Raw genomic sequence first — 23,310 nt, 5'->3', positions numbered from 1 at the left:
GCTTTCGCCGAAAAAATGCCTGTCGCAGGGAACTAGCGAAGATCGCGGCGCATGACAAGCGCCGTCGACTTCGTTCCATCCTTTGCGGTGTAATAGGCCTTGCGTTCCGCGACGGTTTTGAAGCCGAGCTTCCTGTAAAGCCCCAGCGCAGAGGCATTATTATTATCCACCTCAAGAAACATGGTTTCGGCGCCGCGCATCATCGCCTCGCGGATGGCCGACTGCATCAGACGCCAGCCGAGACCGGCGCGTGCAAACTTGTCGGCCACGGCAACGGTCAGGATTTCCGCCTCGCCCGCCACTTCCCGCGCCAGCACGAAACCGCCGAGCGGCTTGCTGAAAAAGGCGTTGGTCTGGCGTGCGACAGCACCGAAAACCGACCCTTGCGTCAGCAGTCCGGAAAACTCCCCGTCGTTCCAAGGGCGCGGAAAGCGCAGCGCATGCAGCTCCGCCACCGCGGCGCAATCCTCATGCTGCATCGGCACGATCTCGAAATAGGGCTTCCAGGTCAGATAGTCGTCAAACATAACAGGAATCGGGCATCACAGGAATCATTCGCACAGGCTGACGAATGCCCTATCAGGCAACGCCCTGACGTGCCAGCGCAAAACCGGTCTGTGGCCGGGCATCCGGCCCGCGCAGATAGAGCGGCGCGGGTTTCGGCTGGCCAGCCGGCTTGCGCGCAGCAGCACGCGCGACCGAGGCAATCGGGAAGTGATCCGGTCCCGAACCCGCCTCCAGCCCCGCCAAAAGCGGCGCGGCTGAACCGATAACGGCGCCGTCGAAACCGGTCGTGACCGTTTTGGCGTCGTCCAGAGACAGAAGCGCGGCATCGCGCAGCGGCGATCCATCCGCACCGAATGTCTGCAGATAGGCTTCGCCGCGTTTGGCATCCAGCGCGACGGCCACGGGCCGGCCGGGATTTGCAAGCAGATGATGAAGCGCCAGCGTTTCAAGCGTGGTGACGCCCACGGCCTCGACGCCGAGCGACAGGGCAAAGCCGCGCGCGGCGGCGACCCCGACGCGGATACCGGTGAAAGACCCCGGCCCGATGGTCACGGCGATACGCCCGACATTCTGGAGCGAGAGTTGCGCCTGCTCCAGAGCACCGTCGATCACCGCCATCAACCTTTCGGCATGGCCCTTGCCAATCGTTTCGCATACCTCGCCGAGCACCCTGTCGGAGGCGCTGTCATAAACGCAGGCGGAACAATCCACACCTGAGGTGTCGAGTGCGAGAACAATCATGGTGGCCTGGCTTGCGCTTTTATACCGCTTCGACTTCGCGCACTTCCGGCACGAAATGGCGAAGCAGATTCTGAACGCCATGCTTCAGCGTGGCGGTGGAGGACGGGCAACCCGAGCAGGCGCCCTTCATGTTCAGGAACACGGTACCATCGCGGAAACCGCGGAAGGTGATGTCGCCGCCATCCTGCGCCACGGCGGGGCGGACGCGGGTATCCAGCAACTCCTTGATGGTGGCGACGATGGTTTCGTCACCCTCTTCGAAGAATTCGCCCTCCTCATCCGACACTTCGGCCGCAACAGCCGTGCCCATGATCGGGCGGCCAGACATGAAGTGCTCCATGATCGAGCCCAGAATAGCAGGCTTCAGGTGCTGCCATTCCGCGCCGTCCTTGGTGACGGTGATGAAATCGAAACCGAAATAAACGCCGGTCACGCCTGGAATGGTGAAGAGGCGTTCCGCCAGCGGCGAAGCCTGCGCCTGCGACGGGTTGAGAAACTCAGCCGTACCGCTTTCCAACACCACTTTGCCCGGCAGGAACTTCAGCGTCGTCGGGTTCGGCGTGGCTTCCGTCTGAATGAACATCGTCTTCTCCTTCGAGGTCGCCGTTCACGCCCCGCAATTTAGAACTTTTCCAAAAAATACGCCCGGCGAAGCTTCACTTCAAGCCCTGACATGATAATTACATTCAAGAAATCGTCAGCCCCTAAATCTTGTCCGGGACCCGGATCAGCAGAGAGCGTCGATTTCCTCATCCGACAATGTATCCGGCAGCACGGTGACAGGAATGGGGAAAGCCGCCCCTCGCCCGGCGATGGAGGAGACGAGCGGTCCCGGCCCTTCCTTCGTCGAGCCAGCCGCGAGCACCAGAATGGCTATATCGCGGTCTTCCTCGATCAGCCCATGAATCTGCTCGGTGGCGCTGCCTTCGCGGATCACCGCTTCCGGCTCGATGCCGATGGTCTCGCGCACCTTCTGGGCGATCTTGGCAAGCGTGGCTTCCGCCTCCTCACGCGCCTCGGCCCGCATGATCTGTTCGACACCCAGCCATTGCTGAAAATCGCCTTCCGGGATCATGTAGAGCAGCACCAGTCCGCCATTGGAGTTCTTGGCGCGACGACCGGCATAGTGCACGGCCCTTTCGCATTCCGGTGTGTCATCGATAACAGCGAGAAATTTGCGACGATGCCCTTCCAGACGCGACAGCCGTTTTGAAACCATTCCGCACTCCCTTAGGTCCGCCGTGATCCGAGAAACCGCCCGACGGTTCGGGCGGAGATTATATCAAATCACGGCAGGCGCAAACCGCCCGCCGCATTCGCGCAGCAGCGACCTGTCAGCGCAGGAAGCCGATAATGTCGCGCACTTCGTTCATCGTCTTTTCGGCAATGGTGCGCGCCCGCTCGCCGCCCTGTTTGAGGATGGCGTCGATATGGGTCGGGTCATCGAGAAGGCGGCGCATCTCGTTGTTGACGGGGGCCAGAACATTGACGGCAAGCTCGACGAGGGCCGGCTTGAAGGCCGAGAACTGCTGTCCGCCGAATTCGGAAAGAACATCAGCCTTGGTCCTGTCGGACAGCGCGGCATAGATGCCGACGAGGTTTTCGGCCTCGGGGCGACCCTTCAGGCCTTCCACTTCGCTCGGCAGCGCGTCCGGGTCGGTCTTCGCCTTCTTGATCTTCTTCGAGATCGCGTCGACATCATCCATCAGGTTGATGCGCGACAGATCGGAAGGGTCGGACTTCGACATTTTCTTGGTGCCGTCCTTGAGCGACATCACGCGCGGCGCCGGGCCGCCGATCAACGGCTCCACCATCGGGAAATAGGCATGCACCGGCTCATCGCCCACGGTGATGTCGAGGCCGAGGCCGGCCTTGCGGATATGATCGCCGAAATCGATATTGAATTTCTGGGCGATATCGCGGGCAAGTTCCAGATGCTGCTTCTGGTCGTCACCGACGGGAACGTGCGTGGCGCGATAGACCAGAATGTCGGCGGCCATCAGGCTCGGATAGGCCAGCAGGCCGAGCGAGACCTGCTCGGCGTTCTTACCGGACTTGTCCTTGAACTGCGTCATGCGCTCCATCCAGCCGATGCGCGCCACGCAGTTGAACACCCATGCCAATTCCGCATGCTGCGGCACGGCAGACTGGTTGAAGACGATATGTTTTACGGGATCGATGCCCGCGGCGATGAAGGCGGCCGCAATCGAGCGGGTCTGCGCCTTCAGGTCCGAGTGAACGAGCTGGGCGGTGATGGCATGCATGTCGACGACGCAATAGATGCAATCGTTATCTTCCTGCAGCGCCACGAATTTGCGGATGGCGCCGAGATAATTGCCGAGATGCAGATTGCCGGTCGGCTGGACGCCCGAGAAAACCAGCGGCTTGAATGCGTTCATTGTCGTCCTCGAAAAGGCTTGTGGAGGGCCCCGCCCCATGGTTGGAATTGCACGCGCGCTTATGCACCCGCAGCCCCCAGCAATCAAGCGGTTTCAGGGCATGTCAGCCGCGCGGCTCCAGAAGATCCCAGCGATTGCCATAAGGGTCTACAAAGACCGCAACGGAGCCGTAAACCTCGTGGCGCGGTTCTTCCAGAAAGCGCACGCCGCGAGCCAGCATCGTCTCATAATCGCGCTGGAAATTATCGGTATGCAGGAAAAATCCGACACGGCCGCCGGTCTGGTTGCCGATGGCAAGCCTCTGCGGTTCACCGTCCGCCTCGGCAAGCAGCAGGGCGCCGCCCTCGGTGCCTCGCGGTTTCACCACCAGCCACCGCTTGCCGTCGCCAAGCGGCTGATCGGAAAGGCATTCGAACCCGAGAATGTCGCAATAAAACGCCTTCGCCCGATCGTAATCGTCCACGACAAGCGTGACGAGCGCGATGCGGCGGTTTTCGGCAAAGGACATCAGCCCGCCTCCGTTTCGACGTTCTTTTTGCCGCGCTTGCGGATGGCTCGTTTGACCATGGCGATATCGGCTCCACCCGAAACAAAGGCCAACACGAAATAGACCAGCATGGCCGCGAAGACGAGAGCCATGATGGTGCCCGCACGCACGAAAATGGACGAGGCGGAAGACAGTTCGAAAGTCAGCCAGGTCAGCGCATAATGCACGAAACCGGCCATCAAGGCCGCAGCCAGCAGCAAACGCGGAATGCGGGTGAGCAGCGGAATATCCACCTGCCAGTGACCGCGCCATAAAAGCATGCCGAACAGCAGGGCGGCATTGACCCAGCCGGCGGTGATTTCGGCAATGGCGATGCCCGGGCCTCCAAGACGCGGAAAGAGCGTCAGCGCCAGCGAAACGTTCACTACCACGGAAATCGCTGCGAAGATCATTGGCGTACGCGTATCCTCGCGGGCGAAGAAGCCCGGAATGAAGGCCTTGATCAGCACGAAAGCCGGCAGGCCAAGACCATAGATGCCGAGGATTTGCGCAACGGTGACGGTGGCCAAAGGCGAGAAATTGCCGCGTTCATAAAGAAAACGAACGATAGGCTCCGCCATGACGAGAAGTGCTGCGGCAGCGGGCAATGTCAGGAACAGTACGAATTCGACCGAGCGGTTCTGCAGGCTTCCGGCCTCGACCATATGCCCGCCGCGCAACGCCCGTGCCAGCTCCGGCAAGAGCACGGTGGCCACCGCAATGCCGACCACGCCGAGCGGCAGCTGGTAGATCCGGTCCGCATAGGCAAGCGAGGAGATCACGCCTTCGCCGGCAGAGGCGATATTGGTGTTGATCAGCAGATTGATCTGGGTGATGCCGCCGGTGATGGCTGCCGGCAGGGCAAGAACCAGAAGGCGCTGCACGTTCTTCGTCAGCCGCGGCCTGCGGAAACCGATGCGCATGCCGGCATTGCGCACGGCAATCCAGACGATGGCAAGCTGCACCAGGCCCGCCGCCATCACGCCCCAGGAGAGCGCATAACCCACCTGAAGCGGATCGTAATTCTTCCACCATGCCAAAGCGAGCACGCCGATGAGGATGATGTTGAGGAAAACGGGAGCAATTGCCGCTGCGAAATAACGATGCAGCGAGTTCAGCATGCCGCCCATCATTGCCGCCAGAGACATGCAGGCGAGATAGGGAAACATGATGGTTGCGAGATGGACGGTGTTGTCGAATTTCACCGGGTCTTCCAGAAAGCCCGGCGCGATCACCGTGCGCACGATGAACGGCATCGACAGTTCCATCAGGATCGTCAAAGCCAGAAGCACGGTGAACAGGACGCCGAAGACTTCCTCGGAAAAGCGCCTTGCCCCTTCCATGCCGTTCGCCTCGATTTCCTTGGCGAAGAGCGGCACGAAAGCCGAGTTGAACGCACCTTCGGCAAACAGCCGCCGAAAGGTATTGGGGAAACGGAAAGCGGCATTGAAGGCATCCGCCACCGGGCCGGTGCCGACGGCGGCTGCCATCAGGGTTTCGCGCAGGAAGCCGAAGATGCGGCTGCCGAGCGTGGCGGTGCCGACGGTGGCGAACTTGCCGATCAGGCTCATAATCTCAAGCCTTTGCCGTGCGCGCGGCCGGCAGGGCCGCCACGTCTGGATGGGCGATGATGCCGTTGGGCATACGGTCTCGCAATTCGTCTTCCTGCTCGCTCATCACGGCTTTCAGGCGCGTGGCGATGCTGGCCTGCCGATTGTCATTCGTCACCTTCTGGCCGAAGAGATCCGTCACATAGAAGGTATCGATGACCTTTTCGCCGAAGGTGGTGATGCGGGCGGAGTGAATATCGAGCGACAGGTCGGCGATCACAGCCGTCATATCCGCCAGAAGCCCCGGCCGGTCGAGGCATTCCACTTCGATGACGGTGAACTTGTTCGACAGCCCGTTGGAAATGATGACGGAGGGCGGAATGGTGAAGGCGCTTTTCTTCTTGCGGCTTTTGGTGCGCGTGGCGATCATCTCCGGCAGGCGCTGCTTGCCGGACAGAACCTCCTCGATGAGCTTGCCGACATTGTTGCCGCGCCGCGTCTCGTCCTCATCGATCGGAAATTCGCGGTTGATGAGGATCGTATCCAGCGCCCGCCCGTCGGACGTCGTGAAGATTTGCGCATCGGCGATATTGGCGCCGGCGGCAGCACAGGCGCCGGTGATGATGGACAGCAGACGCGGATGGTCCGGCGCCAGCACGGTGATTTCGGTGATGGCATGGAAGGAATGGGTGCGCACCATGGTCGACAGCGCTTTTTCCTGCTTGTCGGCTTCACGGATGAAGCGGGTGTGGCGCACCTGGTCTTCGAGCGCTACCGTCAGCAGATAGGGCTCATAATGCAGCTTGGTATATTTGCGCCGCGCCTTCTGGCCCCAGTCGTCGAGTGCGTCGTAGAGCGCCTGCCGGGCGATCTGCGCGCGCTCCTTGCGGGAGACCTCCGAGAAGCCGCCTGACAGCAGAAGTTCCGTTTCGTAATAAAGCGAACGCAGCAGCTGTCCCTTCCAGCCGTTCCAGACACCCGGCCCAACGGCGCGGATATCGCAGACCGTCAGGATGAGCAGCATCTTCAGCCGCTCCATGGACTGCACCTTGTCGGCAAAATCGGTGATGGTCTTGCGGTCATGCAGATCGCGCGTCTGGGCGACCATGGACATCAAGAGATGCTGCTCGATCAGCCAGACCACCGTTTCGGTCTGCTTGCCGGTGAGGCGAAAACGCTGGCAAAGCTTGCGGGCCACGCGCGCGCCGGCAATCGAGTGATCCTCCTGCCGGCCCTTTGCCACATCGTGCAACAGCACGGCGACATAGAGCGCCTCGCGTTCCTCGACGCTCGGCATCAGCTGGTTGGCGAGCGGATGGGCATCGACAGCCGTTCCCTTGTCCACTTCCGACAGAACGCCGACGGAGCGGATCAGATGCTCATCCACCGTATAGTGATGATACATGTTGAACTGCATCATCGCGACGATCTTGCCGAATTCGGGAATGAACTTGCCGAGCACGCCGGCCTCGTTCATGCGGCGCAGCGTCAGCGCCGGATCGCGCCGCGACGTCAGGATTGACAGGAAGAGCCGGTTTGCCTCCTCGTTTTCGCGAAGCTCGTCATTGATGAGCGAGAGCGAGCGGGTGACGACGCGCAGCGCATCGGGATGCAGTTCGAGATTGTTGATATCGGCTATGTGGAACAGCCGGATCAGATTGACCGGGTCGTTCTTGAAGACATCCGGCTTGGCCAGAGCGATGCGGCCGCGATCCTCAACGAATTCCACCGAGCCGGGAATCTTGCGTACACGGTGGGCGAAGCGGCTGAGAACGCCGGAAAGGCCCGGCACGTCCTTCGCCTGCCGGTCCTCCAGTGCAGCACAGACGATGCGGGTCAGATCGCCGACATCCTTCGCCACGAGGAAATAATGCTTCATGAAGCGTTCGACGGCGGAAAGGCCGGGGCGCGGCTGATACCCCAGCGCATCGGCGATTTCGCGCTGAATGTCGAAGGAAAGGCGCTCTTCGGCCTTGTTGGTGATGAAATGCATCTGGCAACGAACGGCCCAGAGAAAATCATCGGCCTTTTCGAACAGCCTGAGTTCGCGCCGCGACAGGACACCGAGCTTCACCAGATCGGCCGTATCGCGGACGTGATAATAATATTTGGCGATCCAGAACAGCGTGTGCAGGTCGCGCAACCCGCCCTTACCTTCCTTGACGTTCGGCTCCACCAGATAACGCGTGTCGCCCGCCTTGCGGTGGCGCTGGTCGCGCTCGGCGAGCTTTGCGGCGATGAATTCCGGGCCGGTGCCGGTGACGACTTCCGACTCGAAGCGTTTTTCGAGATCATCGGTCAGGGATTTTTTGCCGCAAATCGCCCGCACTTCCAGAATGGCGGTGCGGATCGTCATGTCGGATTTGGAGAGGCGAATGCATTCATCCACCGTGCGGGTGGCGTGGCCGACCTTGAAACCGAGGTCCCAGAGGAGATAGAGCACGAACTCCACGGCCTTGTGCATGTCAGGCGTGTTCTTGGCCGGCAGGAGGAACAGAAGGTCGATATCCGATCCCGGCGCCAACGTACCGCGACCATAACCGCCGACTGCGGCAACAGCGATCTGCGGCGTATCTTTCGGATAGACATATTGGCAGGCGAGATCATAGAGGATTTCGATCAGCCGATCCTGAAGCCAGGAGATGCGTCTGGCGCAATCGATGCCGCTGCCATCGGCTTTCAGCAGCTCTCTGGCCTTTTCCCGGCCTTCCGTGCTGGCCTTTCGAAAGATCGGCAGCAGATCGGAGCGAATATCGGCGATGCGTTTGCCGTCTTCCTTGAAGATGATGTCGCATTCGCGCTTCAGCGCCGATACATCGAGAATGTCGGAAAAATCCAGGTCCTTGATGGCCATCTATGCCGGTATCCATGTCCTGTGGGAAATCCCACCACTTGCGATGGGAGTGTCCTATAGCGAGTTTTAAAGGCGATGGACAGGCAATCTATCCCTTCAAGCCTTGCCAAGTTCTTTCTTCAACGCATAGAGCGCGTCCAATGCCTCACGCGGCGTCATTTCGTCGGGGTTGAAGCCTTTCAGAGCTTCCTCCAGCTTCGATGGTCCGACCTTGCGGGTTTCCTCGCGGCGAACCGCGATCTGGAACAGCGGCAGATCGTCGATGAGCTGGCTCGCCGGGTTCTTGCGGTCGGCATCTTCAAGCTTCGTCAGTACCTCGCGGGCGCGCTCCACCACCGATGCGGGCAAGCCCGCAAGCCGGGCCACCTGAATGCCATAGGAACGATCCGCAGCACCCGGTCCGACCTCGTGCAGGAAGATGACGTCACCTTCCCACTCCTTCACCCGCATCGTGGCATTGGAAAGGCGGCCGAGTTTCTCCGACAGCACGGTCAATTCGTGGAAATGGGTGGCGAAGAGACCACGGCAGCGATTGACCTCGTGCAGATGCTCTACCGCCGCCCAAGCGATGGAAAGACCGTCAAAAGTCGCCGTGCCCCGGCCGATCTCGTCCAGAATGACCAGCGAGCGATCCGTCGCCTGATTGAGAATGGCGGCGGTTTCCACCATCTCCACCATGAAGGTCGAGCGGCCCCGCGCCAGATCGTCGGAGGCACCAACGCGGGAAAACAGCCGGTCGACGACGCCGATATGGGCGGCCTCCGCCGGAACGAAGGAGCCGATCTGCGCGAGAATGGCGATCAGCGCATTCTGGCGCAGGAAGGTCGATTTACCGCCCATATTCGGGCCGGTCAGCAACCAGATCGCACCGTTCTTGCCGCCATTGACGGCCGACAGATCGCAGTTGTTGGCGATGAATGGTCCGGCAGACTGCCGCCGCAACGCCTGCTCCACCACCGGATGCCGCCCGCCCTTGATCGCAAAGGTCATGGAAGCATCGACGATCGGCCGGCAATAGGCCTGTTCGGTAGCGAGATAGGCAAGGCTCGAGGCGACATCGATCACAGCAAGCGCCAGTGCACCGGCCTTGATCGCTTCCGCCTGCTGCACCACAGCCTTGACCATGCGCTCAAAGGCTTCCAGTTCCATGGTCAAAGCCTGCGCAGCGGCATTGGCGATGCGGCTTTCAAGATCGGCAAGCTCGGTGGTGGTGAAGCGCATGGCGCCTGCCATGGTCTGGCGGTGGATGAAACGCGCCTTGGCCTCGTCCGTCGCCATCATCACATCGGCATTGCCAGCCGTCACCTCGATGAAATAGCCCAGCACATTGTTGTGCTTGATCTTAAGCGACTTGATGCTTGTCTCATCGGCATATTTGAGTTGCAGACCCGCAATCACCCGGCGCGACTGGTCGCGAAGCGCCCGCACCTCATCGAGTTCGGGATTGGCGCCTTCACGCAGGAAACCGCCATCACGCTTCAAAAGCGGCAGATCGTCGGCCAGCATCGAGCCGAGCATGGCTTCCAGCCCACCGGGCAAGGCTTTCAAATCCTTCAGAGCCGTTGCCAGCTCATCCGGTAACAACCCGTCATCGAGAATGGCCGCTATTTTTTCGGCGGAAACCAGCCCCAGCCGGATGGCGCCGAGATCGCGTGGCCCACCGCGCTCCAACGCCAGACGCGAAAGCGCACGCGGCATATCGGCGACATGTTTCAGCGCATCGCGCAGGCCGTCGCACAGCGAAACGTCATCGATGAGATAAGCGACGGCATCGAGGCGGGCATTGATCCTTTCCGGGTCGGTCAAGGGCGACATCAGCCGCTCGGCGAGAAGCCGCGCGCCACCGCCTGTTACCGTGCGGTTCAGGGCATGCAGCAGCGATCCATCCCTTTCGCCCGACAGCGTCTTCACCAGCTCCAGATTGGCGCGGGTAGCGGGGTCGATGAAAAGGGTCGAAGCGGCGCTTTCGCGCTCCGGCGCGCCAAGCGGCGGGCGCTCGGCGATCTGGGTCTTTTCGACATAGGCGACGGCAGCGGCGGCGGCCGCCATTTCCACCCGCGAAAAGGTGCCGAAGCCGTCCAGCGTCGAGACGCTGAAATAACGCGCGATGCGCCCTTCCGCCGTGGCGCTGTCGAAGAGGATCGCCGGCTGCGGCACCGCCACGCGACCAAGCACATCGAAGACCGGCCGCAGTTCCTCGTCATGGAAGAGGCTGTCGGCGACGATCAGCTCGCGCGGATCGATGCGCCAGATATCGGCCAGAAGCCGAGTCAGCGTGGTTTCCGCCAGACGGAAGACGCCGGTGGAAATATCGATCCAGGCGAGCGCAAATTGCGCCTCGGCACTGCCGCGAATGCGGGCGAGCGCCATCAGATAGTTGGATTCCGTCGGCGACAGCAGTTTTTCTTCGGTCAGCGTACCGGGCGTGACAAGCCGCACCACATCACGCTTGACCACGGATTTCGATCCGCGCTTCTTGGCTTCCGCCGGATCTTCCACCTGTTCGCAGACGGCAACGCGATAACCGCGCAGGATGAGTTTCTGGAGATAATCATCCGCCGCATGGACGGGGACGCCGCACATGGGGATATCATGACCCATATGCTGGCCGCGTTTCGTCAGCGTGATGCCGAGAGCGCGGGAAGCCTCAACCGCATCGTCGAAGAACAATTCGTAAAAATCGCCCATGCGGTAGAACAGCAGCGAACCCGGATTGTTCGCCTTGATCTCGATATATTGCTCCATCATCGGCGTGGCCGTCGCGCGGCTCTCTTCCGAGATCAGGGAAGCGGTTGTCAGAACGTCCGTCAATGGCCTGCCGATGTCATATCGTGTTGCGGAAAAGGAGCGCCGACACTAGCGGCAATCTCCACCTTAAGACAACACGCGCGGGGACGCTGCCCACAGGAACATCCCGCCCGGCTGCGCCAAAACCCGGTCAGCCGTTGATGCGCTCGGCCTCGCCGCCATAATAGCTGATGTAACGGCCGGCGATGGACGAAACCGGCAGGACTACGAGGACGTCTGTGGTATTGAAGGCATGGTCCACGACCGCGCCGGAGCCAAACATGGCGCCGAGGCGCATATAGCCCTTGATCAGCGGCGGCATGGCGTTCAGCGCCTTGCGGGCGTTGAGCGCTTCGGCGGGCACGAGGTCCATCTCATGGTAAAGCTCGGGAAGAGCGGAAGCTTCCCACTCGCCCTTGGCCACGCAATTATGGTGCAGGAAAGACAGGGCAAGCGCGTGGGCTTCCGGCTGCACGCCGGGGAAGGAGGCACAGCCGATCATGGCATCCATGCGGTGTTTCACGGCATAGGCCCAGTTGCCCTGCCACAGAAGCTCGACGGTGCGTTTTGTGCGATATTCCGGCAGCACGCAGGAACGGCCAAGCTCCATGAAGCGCTTGCCCGGATGGCGCGCAACGAGACCGGCAATATCGAATTCGCTGGCGGAATAAAAACCGTTATTGGCAAGCGCGATTTCCTGCCGCAGCAGGCGATAGGTGCCGACGATCTGGTCTTCGCTGTCGCCTTCGATCGCCTTGTCGAGCACGAGCAGATGGTCGCAAACGCTGTCCCAGGCATCGATGTCGCGCTTGCGGCGCATGGCTTCCGCGGGAAGCCGCGCCTTCATTTCCTCGACGAAAACCCGGTAACGCACGGATTGCGCGGCATCGATCTCGCGTTCATTTCTGGCGAGCCGTGTTTCCAGCGTGCCGATACGGCCGAAAAGACCCTCATTGTCCTGAGCTGCCTCGGGACGAGGATTAATGACAACATTGCTTTCACAAATGTCGTGATTGAGGATTTCGGCAACCATGGGGAATCGCTCCGCCACCAAAGAATTTTCCTGTCATAAATCACTAATTGACGACAGAATAGTGACAAAATGCCGCCAGCGCGAGTCTGTCAAGTTATGATAGCGACAGGCGTTTCGCCTCCAGCAGACGGCGAATTTCCTCAACCAGCCGTCGCGGGTCGGCAGGCTTGCTCAAAACCGCACCGACACCGGCCCCAAGCAGGATTTCGGCGGTCGCGTCACTCGCATCTGCGCTGAGCACGATGACGGGAATATTTCTTTCGCCCTTCAGCGTATGGAGAAGGTCGGGAAGCACATCGAGCCCCTCGCCGCCCGGCATGTTGAGATCGGAGACGATGAGGTCAGGCAAGCGGGATGCGCCCGGCTCCACAGATTGCCGCAACGCCTCAAAATCCTCGACAGCGCGGACGATATAGCCGCTTTTTTCCAGAACGGCGCGGATGATGCGCTGATTGACGGCATCGTCTTCGGCCACGAGTATCTCGATACCGCTCGCCCCTTCCGCCACCCGCGAGGAAAATCCCACATCCGGGTGGTTGTCGTTGATGGCGTCGCGCCTCTCAATGCCGCGCAGACGGCCGCACAAGACGTCGATCAGGGATTTTTCCCGTAATGGCCGGATCAACCAGGCGTCGAAGGCCACATGCATGGTCGACGGCCGCTCTTCGGGGCTGACCAGCAGCGTGCGGCGGACATTCTGTTGCGGCCAATCCTTCAGGACGTCCCTGAACAGCGGCGAAATGCGCCGGTCGACGATGATATCGGTAAGGTCGGCCGCCCGTGCGGCAGAACTCTTCCTCAGCTTTTCCAGATCCTCAGGCTGATGGATGAGAGTGCATTGACCACCGAAAGCCTCGATCGCCTCCATCGTCACCGCCGCCGCCACGCCCTTTGGTGCGATGAGCAGGACATTTGTATGCCGCAGGCAATGACGCCTTGCCGGATCCGCCATTTCGGCAGGGGCGCCCGCCGGGCGAAACGCCAGTTTGAAAGTGCTGCCCTTGCCCTTGCGACTCGAAACCGTGAGGCGGCCGCCGAATTCCCGCACGATACGGGCGGAAATCGCAAGTCCAAGGCCGGTGCCGGCACTTCGCTGCGACAACGGGCCCGCCTGCTCAAATTCCCCGAAAATACGGGCCTGTTCCGCCCGGCTCATGCCCGGGCCGGTATCCTCGACGGCAATGTGCAATTCGTCGTCGGCCATGCGCGCCCGGATGACGACGCCGCCTTCCTGCGTGAATTTGACGGCATTGCCGAGGAGATTGAAGAGGACCTGACGTAGCCTCGCCGGGTCGAAATCGAGATGATCGGGCACATTCGGCGCAACGAAGGAGGTAATTTCTATGCCTTTTTCATGGGCGCGATGGGCCAGCATCTCGACGATGCTCTCGATCAGCCGGCGCAGGTTTTCCGCGCGCGGGTTGAGCCTGAAGCGGCCGGCCTCCATGGTCGAATAATCCAGCAGATCCTCGACAAGCTGCACCAGCGACTGGCCGGATTGCCGCATGCCATCGAGATAATTTCGCTGCTCCTCGTTGAGCCTCGTCTGCGACAGAAGATGGTTCATGCCCAGCATGCCGGAAAGCGGCAGGCGGATTTCATGGCTTACGGTTGCAAGCAGCCTCGCCTTTTCAGCATCGGCCTTTTCGGCGCGCAGCCGGGCGTCCTCGCGCTCGCCGAGCGCAAGCCGCTCTTCGGTCACGTCTCTGGCGATGCTGCTGATGAGAAGACGGCTGCTTGCCAGATCGCGGGTCACGACATCATGCCAGGAAAAGATGCGCTGACCGAACGGGGTCGCGATCTCCACATCATAAGCATGGACCTTGTCGCCCGGACGGAAAGCGATGCCGATTTCCTCGCAGCTCAGCCCCTCGGGCGCCGCACAGCCGGTCATTTCGCGAAAGACCCGGTTCGCTTCCACAATGCGCCGGTTCATGTCGCGGATCACGACGATATCGCCCATGAATTCCTGCATCTCGGCAATCAGCGAGCGGTTTTGCGTTTGCCGCAGCCGAAGATCGGAATCCGCAGCCCGCACGGCGGGCTGATGGAAAGATTCATCAAAGAGCGCATAGAGCAGGACACCGACGAGCACGGCGCCAAAGAAGGTCGCCAGCGCAACCGTAACCGCATAAGGCACAGCAAGCGCGATCAGGGCTGCGGAAAAAGCTCCGACCGATAACGACGCGGCGACATAGAGCGCAATCGACCTGGTATCGGTCGCATGTTCTTCATCCGCATGGCGCGTTGTTGCCTCGACACGATCCGCCGGCTGCGCCGCCGTCGCGGCCAGGCCCAGCTCATCTGAAACTTTTTGCCGAAGTCTTGCCAGTTCGCTCATAGGCAACCGCTACCACGGCAGCGGTTTTGATATGTTTGGCTGAAACCCTAAAATTTTACTTTTTTGCCGTCCGGGCGTGCAAAAACTCGTCGAGAATGACGCAGGCTGCGCCGATGGTTATGAAACTGTCAGCCAGATTGAAGACCGCGAAAGACCATGTCTGCGTATGAAACAGGATATAGTCGATGACATGTCCATAAAAAAAACGGTCGAGCAGATTGCCGGCTGCACCCGCGATGATGAAGGCAAAGCCGAGATGGGCAAAGGTGCGGTCCGCCGCCGTCTTGCGCCACAGCCACAAGACGAAGACCACGATGACGAGCCGCATGCTGACGATGAACCAGCCATGCATGTCCTCCAGCATCGAAAAGGCCACGCCGAGATTATAGGTGCGGTAAAGCGCCAGGAACGGAATGACCGGCACCATCTCCTGCAGCGGCAGATAGGCTTCGACCAGCTGCTTGACGATCTGGTCCAGCACCAGTGCGGCGACGATCAGCGCGAATGCCGGGCCGAATTTCGAGAACAATGCCGCTTTGGCCATTACGTCACCGGTGCGAGTTCGAGGAGATGTCGCCGTGCTTCAAACAGCATGACGGCAGTTGCGATGGCGAGATTGAGGCTGTCGGCGCGGCCCTGCTGGGGAATGCGCGCCAGCTGGTCGGCCTTGCCGGCGAGTTCCGGCGGCAGGCCGGATTGTTCATTGCCCATCAGGAGCACGACCGGCTTTCCGGCATAGTCGATCTTTCGATAATCCACTGAGCCGGCCAGATGGGTGGCGACGACGCTGACCTGCGCCGATTTTTTCCAGGACAGGAATTCCTCGACCGAAGCGCGGGCGACGGGCGTGGCGAAAACCGACCCCATGGTGGCGCGCACCGTTTCCAGCGAAAACGGATCGGTGCAGTCCCCGACGAGAATGACGCCCGAAGCACCCGCCGCATCCGCTGTCCGGATGATGGTGCCGAGATTGCCGGGATCACGAACCCGGTCGAGCGCGATATAGGTCTCGCCCTTTTCTGGCCGGATATCCTTCAGCGGCTTCCATTTCTGTTCGAAAATGCCGACGACCATCTGCGGATTGTCGCGGCGGGTGATCGAGGCGATAACCTTTTCGCTGACTTCGAGCACCAGACCGCCCGATGCGACCGTCTTCACCGCCGCCTGCTCCACCAGCGGCTTGCCCTTGGCGGCCTTGGCATAAACCAGCGTCTTGATCGTCCAGCCCAGTTGGAGCGCGTCGATGACCAGCTTCAGGCCTTCCGCCATGAAGGTGCCGGTCTCTTCCCTGCCCTTTTTCTGGGTGAGCGCCTTGATATCCTTGATGATGGGATTGGCAAGACTGGTCACTTCCTTGACCTGGCCAACCCGGCGCGTGGTGTTTTCGCGCATATCTTTCATCATTTCGGCTCCCAGCGGCTGAATAGCGATGTGGAAAGCACACGGCCCGGCGTCTTGCCGTCAAGCCCGGCTTCACGAATGACGAGTTCGCCGGATGCGACAACGCCACCGGCGCCGCGCATGGTTTCACGCATCAGCTCATGCATCGAATAGAAGCTGGCCCTGATGGAATAGGCCGTCAGCACCAGGCCGAGCGCCTTGGGCGACAGGATTTCCCGGCAGATATCCAGCATCAGCGGCAGATGGTCGAATAATTGCCAGACCTCGCCATGGGTGCCGCGGCCGAATTTCGGCGGGTCGGTGAGGATGATGTCGTAGCTATTGCCGCGACGCTCCTCACGCTGGATGAACTTCATCGCGTCTTCGCAGATCCAGCGGATCGGCGTCTGCTCGAGCCCGGCGAGCGCCTGATTTTCCTTGGCCCAGCCAATCGCCTTCTTGGAGGCATCGACATGGGTGACTTCAGCGCCTGCGGCCGCCGCGACCAGCGAAGCAACGCCGGTATAACCGAACAGGTTCAGCACTTTCAGCGGCCGGTCGGCGGTCTCGACGGCGTTTTTCAGCCATTCCCAATGGACGATCTGTTCCGGAAAGACACCAACGTGACGGAAAGCGGTGAAACGGCCAAGAAAATCGACCCCGAGCAGGGATAGTGGCCAGGTTTCGCCAAGCGCCGCCTTTGGAAAACGCCAGCGGCCCATGCCGTCCTCATCTGTATCACCGGTGAAAATGGCGTCGGCATTTTGCCATACACGGTCGGGAACCGACGGTTGCCACAGCGCCTGCGCCTCGGGACGGACGACGCGGTATTCGCCGTATTGTTCAAGTTTCAGGCCGTTGCCGCTGTCGATCAGGTGAAAATCGCCCGCGCCACTCGATTCCAGAATAACCGGAACCTGTTCAGCGGGACGGTCGCCGGTGCGGGGCTTGAGCGGTCGCGCAGGCACCTGCTCAACGGCTGTCGCCGGAGTAACCTTTTCCCTCGGCGCAGGTTTTGGCGCGCTGCGGACAGCGTCCGGCTCGCGCTTTTTCGGTGCCACGTCCGCCCGTCGTGCCGGCTTTGCGGCATGAACCTGTTTTTTCTCGCTCCCGGCACGTGCACGATTGCCCGGCCGACTGTCTTTTTTCTTCAATGGAAATCTTTCCGCTTCTGCCCGCGTCTTATGGCGCAGCAAATAGCATTCCATGCGCCGCTCGCCTAGGGCGGGATGGCGAAAAGTGTAAGCGGTTTTCGCCTGAAATCCCGCCCTAGTTCTTTGATTTAGGTCGTGATGACTTTAGGCCATTCCGGCCTAAAGTCATCACGACCGGGAGCCGGAACGAATGTCGGCTACATCACTTTGCCGGGAGTTGTCCGGCATTTGGAAGATGGCTTGTCGCAGCGGCTTTCTGCCGGTTCGCCTCATCATGCCAGCGAACGGCTTCCTTCGCCTCGATACGGGCGCGTTTGCGATGTTTGCCCTGGGCGAACCATGTGGCCGCCGATCCCAGCAGCACACCGAAAATGACCGCCAGAAACAGGAATACGAAAAACGGCGCGGTGAAGGACAAAACGCCATCTTCCGGTCGGAACGGATTGAGCGCCAGCGTCACGGATTGACGATTGGCCACGCACAGGATGACGAGGATGATCGCCAGCGGAAGCAGGATGATGAGGTTGATGATTTTTTTCGACATCCGACAATACTCCATCGCGGCCGGCATTTCGCCGGCTCCGTTTCCGGCGCGGGCAGTGAGGACGATCAATCGTCCTCTTCGTCACCCATGCCGGGGTTCAGGCGCTCGCGCAGTTCCTTGCCCGTCTTGAAGAAAGGCACCCATTTTTCCTCGACAAAAACCGACTCACCCGTGCGCGGGTTCCGACCGGAACGCGATGGACGGTTTTTCACCGAAAATGCGCCGAAACCACGAAGCTCGACACGATTTCCTGCCGCCAGGGCGTCGGTGATTTCATCCAGCACCGCATTGACGATGTTTTCCACGTCACGGTGATAAAGGTGCGGGTTACGCGCAGCAACGATCTGCACCAGTTCAGACTTGATCACGGTTGCCCCCTGAAAGAATTGGATTTTTAACGCGGCTCAACCTGCCAAACGGAAACAAGACCGTCAAGAAACAACTTGTCCGTACCGAGCTGGCCGGGGCCTGCGAAGGGAATTAAATCGTCATATCCCAGAAACTTCGCTATTTGCGCAACACTGAAAACCGCAAAAGGCGAACGGGACGACGGCGCGCGCCATTCGACGATCGGCAAATCCTTGGCAACACCGCGCGTTTCGAAATAGCTGCGAATTTCCTTTTCGCCGCCCAGAGTATCGACCAGCTTGTTGGCGAGCGCCTGCCTGCCGGTGAAAATCGATCCATCCGCCAGTTTCAGCACGTCCTCGCGCGGCAACTTGCGGCGATCGGCCACAAGATCGACGAACCAGCCATAGCTGTCCATCACCATGGCACGGATCATCGTCTTCGCTTCCTCCGGCGCCTCATGGAAAGGCGAAGGCTCCGCCTTCATCGGCGACGACTTGATTTCCTGCAACGAAACGCCGAGCTTTTCCATCAACTGGCCAAGCTGGGGGTATTGGAAGATCACGCCGATCGAGCCGGTGATCGAGGTCTCGCCAGCGACGATGACATCGCCTGCCGATGCGATCATATAACCTGCGGAAGCGGCGAGCGTGCGCACATCCGAGACAACCGGCTTCTTTTCCGCCACGCCTCGAATGGCCTTGAAGATGCGCTCACCGCCATAGGTGGTGCCGCCTGGCGAGGAAATCGACACGATCAGCCCTTTGACATTCTCGCTCTTGGCGATCTTGTCGAGCCGCTCGAGAAGTTCGGTATTGTCGGTGATCAGGCCGGAGACCTCGACGCGGGCAATATGGGGTTTCGCACTTTGCTGCGGTCCATCCCATAAAAACCGGTAGAGACCGAAAGCACCGGCGACAAGCAGGAGAACGGCGGCAATCCGCCAGAAAGTCAGCTTGCGGCGCAACCGCCTGCGATCCGCTATCGCCATATTGTCCATAAAAACCTCTGTCATCCGCTTTTGCGCTTCAGGCCATATGGTTCTTCTAACGCGAAGCCGCAAGGAAACAATAAGGAAACCAGAATTACGATAAAATTCGCATTTCCCTTGCACCTCTCCAGACAAAAACCATATTGGCAGGACAAAGCACTCATGCCAAAGACATTTAGATAGAGACACAAGCTTCGATTGTGCGCCAGAATGGCGCCCTAGAAGCATTCCGGACCCACTCTTATGCTCGAAAGACTCCGCGAACCCGCGCCAGCATTTTCGCTGCCCAATGACCAGAACGGCGCCTATGACACCGCGCTGCGGCATTCTGCGCGCGTGAAGCGGCTGAAAATCATTCTGCCGCTCGGCGCGGCAATCATTTCGTTCGCCTTCATCGCCGTTTCGGTTATCCGAACCTGGGCGCCCGACGAGGTCTCTCTTGAGAGCGCACGAATTGAAGACGGCAAGATCGTGATGGAAAAACCCGCTGTTGCCGGCCGCAACGAGAAGGGGATCGATTATTCCATGAACGCCGACCGTGCGTTGCAGGACATCGCCAACCCCAATCTCATGACGCTTGAGAAGGTTCTGGCGGCAGTGCCGGTAAACGACAGCGTCGCGCAGGTGATCGCCCAGGAAGGCATTTTCGACCGGGCGACCAACAAGCTGAAGATGACCGCCCCTTTTGACATCAATCTCAGCAATGGCATACAAGCGAAGTTCCAGTCTGCGGATGTCGATCTGAAGGCCGGGAAAATGAGCAGCCAGGAGCCGGTTTCGATCAAAACAAACGACGGCTCGATTGTTGCGCAATCGATTGACATCGCCGATAATGGCAAGACAATTACATTTTCGGGGCAGGTACGGGCACGTATCGCTGCATCCAATATCAAGAATGAAGGCAAGTGAGAGCCCGGTCCAGATGATGCAAATTTCCCGTCCCGTTTCCCTTGGCAAATCCGCCGGCCTTGCAGCCGCAGGTCTTGTTTTTTCGTGTCTTGCAACTGTGGCTTTCGCCCAGAACACCACCAGCAACATGCAGGGCGTCAAGCTCTCCGGCGACCAGCCGATCGCGATTGAAAGCGATCAGCTCGAGATTCGCGATCAGGAGCGCAAGGCCTATTTCACCGGCAATGTGAAAGTGGTGCAGGGAACGACCACCCTTCAGGCCGGCAAGATGACCGTGAATTACAAGGGCGAGGGTTCTTCGCTCACCAGCGGCGATGCCAATATCGAAAAAATCTTCGTCGACAATAATGTCTATCTGACGTCCGAGACCCAGAAGGCGACGGCCGATCACGGCGAATTCGACATGGCGGCGCAGACCTTCATTCTGACCGGCAAGCAGGTCGTGCTTTCGGAGGGCACGAATGTGTTCACCGGCTGCAAGCTCACCGTTCTGATGAATACGGGACAGGCCAAGCTGGAAAGCTGCGGCGGCCCTGTCCGGATCATGCTCGATCCGAAATCGCAGAAAAAACAGTAGTCTTTCCTCGTGAAGATACCCTCGATCTCAAAGATATTCAGCGGCGGGCGCAGCCGATCCGCGGACGCGGCCTCGCCGGCGGACAAGACCCCCTATCAGGGCACGCTGATCGCGCATGGCCTGACGAAGACCTATAATACGCGCCGTGTCGTCAACGGGGTTTCGCTGGTCGTGCGCCGTGGCGAGGCCGTGGGACTGCTCGGCCCGAACGGTGCGGGCAAAACCACCTGTTTTTACATGATCACGGGCCTGGTGCCCGTGGATACCGGCAAGATCGCCATCAACGGCAATGATGTCACCACCATGCCGATGTATCGACGCGCCCGTCTCGGCGTCGGTTATCTGCCGCAGGAAGCATCGATCTTCCGGGGATTGACGGTCGAGGAAAACATCCGCGCCGTGCTGGAAGTGCATGAGCCGGACGCTGCCAAGCGCAACCGCAAGCTCGATGAGTTGCTGGAAGAGTTTCATATCGCGCAACTGCGAAAGTCGCCTGCCGTGGCGCTTTCGGGTGGCGAGCGGCGGCGTCTGGAAATCGCGCGGGCACTCGCGACCGATCCGACCTTCATGCTGCTCGACGAACCTTTCGCGGGCGTCGATCCGATTTCGGTCAGCGATATCCAGAATCTGGTGAGACACCTGACAGCGCGCGGGATCGGCGTTCTCGTGACCGACCACAATGTCCGTGAAACGCTCGGTCTCATTGACCGCGCATACATCATCCATGCCGGCGAGGTGCTGACGCATGGACGTCCGGACGATATCGTCAACAATCCGGATGTACGCCGTCTCTATCTCGGCAATAATTTTAGCCTTTAAACGCCTAGAGCGGGATAGCGAAAAGTGTGTGCGGTTTTCGCTTGAAATCCCGCTCTAATTATATGATCTAGATCATGATTTAAGATTTCAGGTCGTTTCGACCTAAAATCATCATGATCGGCGCGCGAAAGATTCTTCATCGCGCCCCGCCCTGACGCTTGACCAAACAAGATAAAAAAGCAATTTTTGGGCCAAGTTCCGTCGTCTCAGTAAAATTTCTGGAAAATCAGGCGACGGAGAAGCTGTAAGGGGAGTTTCGCGTCCACCATGGCATTGTCTGCCAGCCTTTTGCTGCGTCAAAACCAGTCTCTCGTGATGACACCGCAACTGATGCAGTCCATCCAGCTGCTTCAGATGACGCATTTCGAGCTGACGCAGTTCATCGCGCAGGAGGTGGAGCGCAATCCGCTGCTGGAAATTGCGGCAAACGATGGCGATTTGAGCAGCGATGCCCCGGCAGAGACGGAAAGTTTCGGCGACGCGGACGGCGAAGGCTCGGAGAGATCCGCCACGGTGACGCCCGACAGCGACGACTGGTATGGCGACCGCGCCGCAAATCTCGGCGAGCAACTGGATACCAGCTTCGAAAACGTCTTTCCCGACGATGCCGAGCCCAGAAAGGCCGATGCGCCTGAACTGGCTGGCCAATGGAAATCCATGCCCGGCCAGGAGTCGGGGGAAAGTTACGATCTCGATGATTTCGTCGCGGCCAGACAGAGCCTCAGCGACCATCTCAATCAACAACTGCCGCTCGCCATATCCGCCGCCGAGGACCGGATGATCGCCGATGCGCTGATCGGCCAGCTTGACGAGACCGGCTATATTGCGGCGGATGCCGTCGACGACGTCGCCGAACGGCTGGGCGCGGCCCCGTCAGTGGTCGAGCACGTTCTAAAGACGCTTCAGGGCTTCGATCCACCGGGTGTATTTTCCCGTTCCTTAAGCGAATGTCTGGCGATCCAGCTTGCCCAGAAGGACCGGCTCGACCCGGCCATGCGGGCTTTCATCGACAATCTGGAACTTCTGGCGAAACGCGACTTCGCCTCCCTTAAAAAAATCTGCGGCGTCGATGAGGAAGACCTCCTCGACATGCTGGCGGAAATCCGCACGCTCAACCCCCGCCCCGGCGCGGGTTACGATTCGATGGTTTCGGAGACCATCGTTCCCGACATTATCGTTCGCCCCTCCTCCACCGGCGGCTGGCTGGTGGAAATCAATCCCGAGACGCTGCCGCGCGTGCTCATCAACCAGAGTTATTTCGCCGAGGTGTCGAAACACAAGGCACGCGCAGGCGAGGATCAGGATTTCCTGACTGAGTGCATGCAGACGGCGCATTGGCTGACCCGCAGCCTCGATCAGCGCGCCCGGACGATCATGAAGGTCGCGACGGAAATCGTGCGCCAGCAGGACGCCTTTCTCGTCAATGGCGTGGATCACCTGCGCCCGCTGAACCTCAAGACGGTGGCCGACGCCATCAAGATGCACGAATCCACCGTCAGCCGGGTGACATCGAAAAAATATATGCTGACGCCGCGCGGTCTGTTCGAACTGAAATATTTCTTCAGCGTGTCCATCAGCGCCGTGGAAGGCGGAGACAGCCATTCGGCGGAAGCGGTGCGCCACCGCATCAAGGCCATGATCGCGCAGGAGGCCGCCGAGGCGGTTCTTTCAGACGACGATATCGTCGACAATCTGAAAAAGAGCGGCATCGATATCGCCCGCCGCACCGTCGCCAAATATCGCGAGGCGATGAACATCCCCTCCTCCGTGCAGAGACGTCGGGAAAAGAAGGCGCTGGCCAAGCTGTCCGCCTTCTGAGCGGCGGCCGCGATCACGTTTATGGCGGTTTT

The 23,310-nt window shown here is 60.0% G+C and carries 21 protein-coding genes; 4 read left to right on the top strand and 17 right to left on the bottom strand.

Translation table 11 applies throughout. The features are described from left to right. Positions 1–32 precede the first annotated feature (32 nt). The 17 genes from ACQZ60_RS01435 to sppA form a co-directional block, all read right to left on the bottom strand. Positions 33–527, bottom strand: coding sequence for a GNAT family N-acetyltransferase (locus tag ACQZ60_RS01435; RefSeq protein ID WP_020812438.1), 495 nt, complete (start codon positions 525–527; stop codon positions 33–35). Between the two features lie 52 nt (positions 528–579). Continuing rightward, positions 580–1,248 carry a tRNA (adenosine(37)-N6)-threonylcarbamoyltransferase complex dimerization subunit type 1 TsaB gene (tsaB, locus tag ACQZ60_RS01430; RefSeq protein ID WP_020812437.1) on the bottom strand — a complete coding sequence of 223 codons (669 nt, stop codon included), beginning with the start codon at positions 1,246–1,248 and terminating at the stop codon, positions 580–582. Positions 1,249–1,267: 19 nt separating this feature from the next. Continuing rightward, a complete protein-coding gene (locus tag ACQZ60_RS01425; RefSeq protein WP_020812436.1) occupies positions 1,268–1,831 on the bottom strand; it encodes a NifU family protein in 564 nt (187 codons plus the stop codon). Between the two features lie 144 nt (positions 1,832–1,975). Beyond that, positions 1,976–2,467 carry a universal stress protein gene (locus tag ACQZ60_RS01420; protein ID WP_003503758.1) on the bottom strand — a complete coding sequence of 164 codons (492 nt, stop codon included), beginning with the start codon at positions 2,465–2,467 and terminating at the stop codon, positions 1,976–1,978. A gap of 115 nt (positions 2,468–2,582) precedes the next feature. Further along, positions 2,583–3,647, bottom strand: a complete 1,065-nt coding sequence (gene trpS / locus ACQZ60_RS01415; protein WP_020812435.1) for a tryptophan--tRNA ligase — start codon at positions 3,645–3,647, stop codon at positions 2,583–2,585. Positions 3,648–3,750: 103 nt separating this feature from the next. Beyond that, positions 3,751–4,155: a VOC family protein gene (locus tag ACQZ60_RS01410; protein WP_448734642.1), complete on the bottom strand. Its 405-nt coding sequence runs from the start codon at positions 4,153–4,155 to the stop codon at positions 3,751–3,753. Continuing rightward, positions 4,155–5,744: a murein biosynthesis integral membrane protein MurJ gene (gene murJ / locus ACQZ60_RS01405; protein ID WP_448734641.1), complete on the bottom strand. Its 1,590-nt coding sequence runs from the start codon at positions 5,742–5,744 to the stop codon at positions 4,155–4,157. Before murJ ends, ACQZ60_RS01410 begins: the two co-directional genes overlap by 1 nt. A gap of 4 nt (positions 5,745–5,748) precedes the next feature. Then, positions 5,749–8,577: a [protein-PII] uridylyltransferase gene (locus ACQZ60_RS01400; RefSeq protein ID WP_448733061.1), complete on the bottom strand. Its 2,829-nt coding sequence runs from the start codon at positions 8,575–8,577 to the stop codon at positions 5,749–5,751. Positions 8,578–8,673: 96 nt separating this feature from the next. Continuing rightward, on the bottom strand, positions 8,674–11,325 hold the full coding sequence (mutS, locus tag ACQZ60_RS01395; protein WP_448735305.1) for a DNA mismatch repair protein MutS: 2,652 nt from the start codon (positions 11,323–11,325) through the stop codon (positions 8,674–8,676). Between the two features lie 190 nt (positions 11,326–11,515). Continuing rightward, positions 11,516–12,397 (bottom strand): l-ornithine N(alpha)-acyltransferase, encoded by an 882-nt coding sequence (olsB, locus tag ACQZ60_RS01390; protein ID WP_448735304.1) that lies wholly within the window; start codon positions 12,395–12,397, stop codon positions 11,516–11,518. 94 nt (positions 12,398–12,491) lie between these two features. Further along, the gene (locus ACQZ60_RS01385) at positions 12,492–14,738 is read right to left on the bottom strand and encodes an ATP-binding response regulator (protein ID WP_448734640.1); all 2,247 of its coding nucleotides are present in this window, start codon (positions 14,736–14,738) and stop codon (positions 12,492–12,494) included. 55 nt (positions 14,739–14,793) lie between these two features. After that, positions 14,794–15,282 (bottom strand): signal peptidase II, encoded by a 489-nt coding sequence (lspA, locus tag ACQZ60_RS01380; protein ID WP_443405702.1) that lies wholly within the window; start codon positions 15,280–15,282, stop codon positions 14,794–14,796. Beyond that, positions 15,282–16,142: a TrmH family RNA methyltransferase gene (locus ACQZ60_RS01375; RefSeq protein ID WP_448734639.1), complete on the bottom strand. Its 861-nt coding sequence runs from the start codon at positions 16,140–16,142 to the stop codon at positions 15,282–15,284. The genes lspA and ACQZ60_RS01375 overlap by 1 nt, the downstream gene beginning before the upstream one ends. Next, positions 16,139–17,272, bottom strand: coding sequence for a class I SAM-dependent methyltransferase (locus tag ACQZ60_RS01370; protein WP_448734638.1), 1,134 nt, complete (start codon positions 17,270–17,272; stop codon positions 16,139–16,141). Before ACQZ60_RS01370 ends, ACQZ60_RS01375 begins: the two co-directional genes overlap by 4 nt. 202 nt (positions 17,273–17,474) lie before the next feature. Continuing rightward, positions 17,475–17,816 carry a LapA family protein gene (locus ACQZ60_RS01365; protein WP_448734637.1) on the bottom strand — a complete coding sequence of 114 codons (342 nt, stop codon included), beginning with the start codon at positions 17,814–17,816 and terminating at the stop codon, positions 17,475–17,477. 65 nt (positions 17,817–17,881) lie between these two features. Beyond that, positions 17,882–18,208 (bottom strand): integration host factor subunit beta, encoded by a 327-nt coding sequence (locus ACQZ60_RS01360; protein ID WP_219256707.1) that lies wholly within the window; start codon positions 18,206–18,208, stop codon positions 17,882–17,884. 2 nt (positions 18,209–18,210) lie between these two features. Next, on the bottom strand, positions 18,211–19,164 hold the full coding sequence (gene sppA, locus ACQZ60_RS01355) for a signal peptide peptidase SppA (RefSeq protein ID WP_035259534.1): 954 nt from the start codon (positions 19,162–19,164) through the stop codon (positions 18,211–18,213). Between the two features lie 234 nt (positions 19,165–19,398). Between sppA and lptC the strand changes: the two genes are divergently transcribed. The 4 genes from lptC (at position 19,399) to rpoN (ending at position 23,278) form a co-directional block, all read left to right on the top strand. Continuing rightward, positions 19,399–20,064 carry an LPS export ABC transporter periplasmic protein LptC gene (gene lptC, locus ACQZ60_RS01350; protein ID WP_003520082.1) on the top strand — a complete coding sequence of 222 codons (666 nt, stop codon included), beginning with the start codon at positions 19,399–19,401 and terminating at the stop codon, positions 20,062–20,064. Positions 20,065–20,077: 13 nt separating this feature from the next. Then, the gene (locus ACQZ60_RS01345) at positions 20,078–20,641 is read left to right on the top strand and encodes an LptA/OstA family protein (RefSeq protein WP_003503784.1); all 564 of its coding nucleotides are present in this window, start codon (positions 20,078–20,080) and stop codon (positions 20,639–20,641) included. 9 nt (positions 20,642–20,650) lie between these two features. Beyond that, positions 20,651–21,460, top strand: a complete 810-nt coding sequence (gene lptB / locus ACQZ60_RS01340; protein WP_020811788.1) for an LPS export ABC transporter ATP-binding protein — start codon at positions 20,651–20,653, stop codon at positions 21,458–21,460. A gap of 267 nt (positions 21,461–21,727) precedes the next feature. Continuing rightward, complete coding sequence (gene rpoN / locus ACQZ60_RS01335) at positions 21,728–23,278, top strand: RNA polymerase factor sigma-54 (protein ID WP_448734636.1); 1,551 nt, start codon at positions 21,728–21,730, stop codon at positions 23,276–23,278. Positions 23,279–23,310 lie beyond the last annotated feature (32 nt).

Source organism: Agrobacterium sp. 22-223-1, from assembly GCF_053522385.1.
This window is presented reverse-complemented; position numbering and strand designations above follow the sequence as displayed.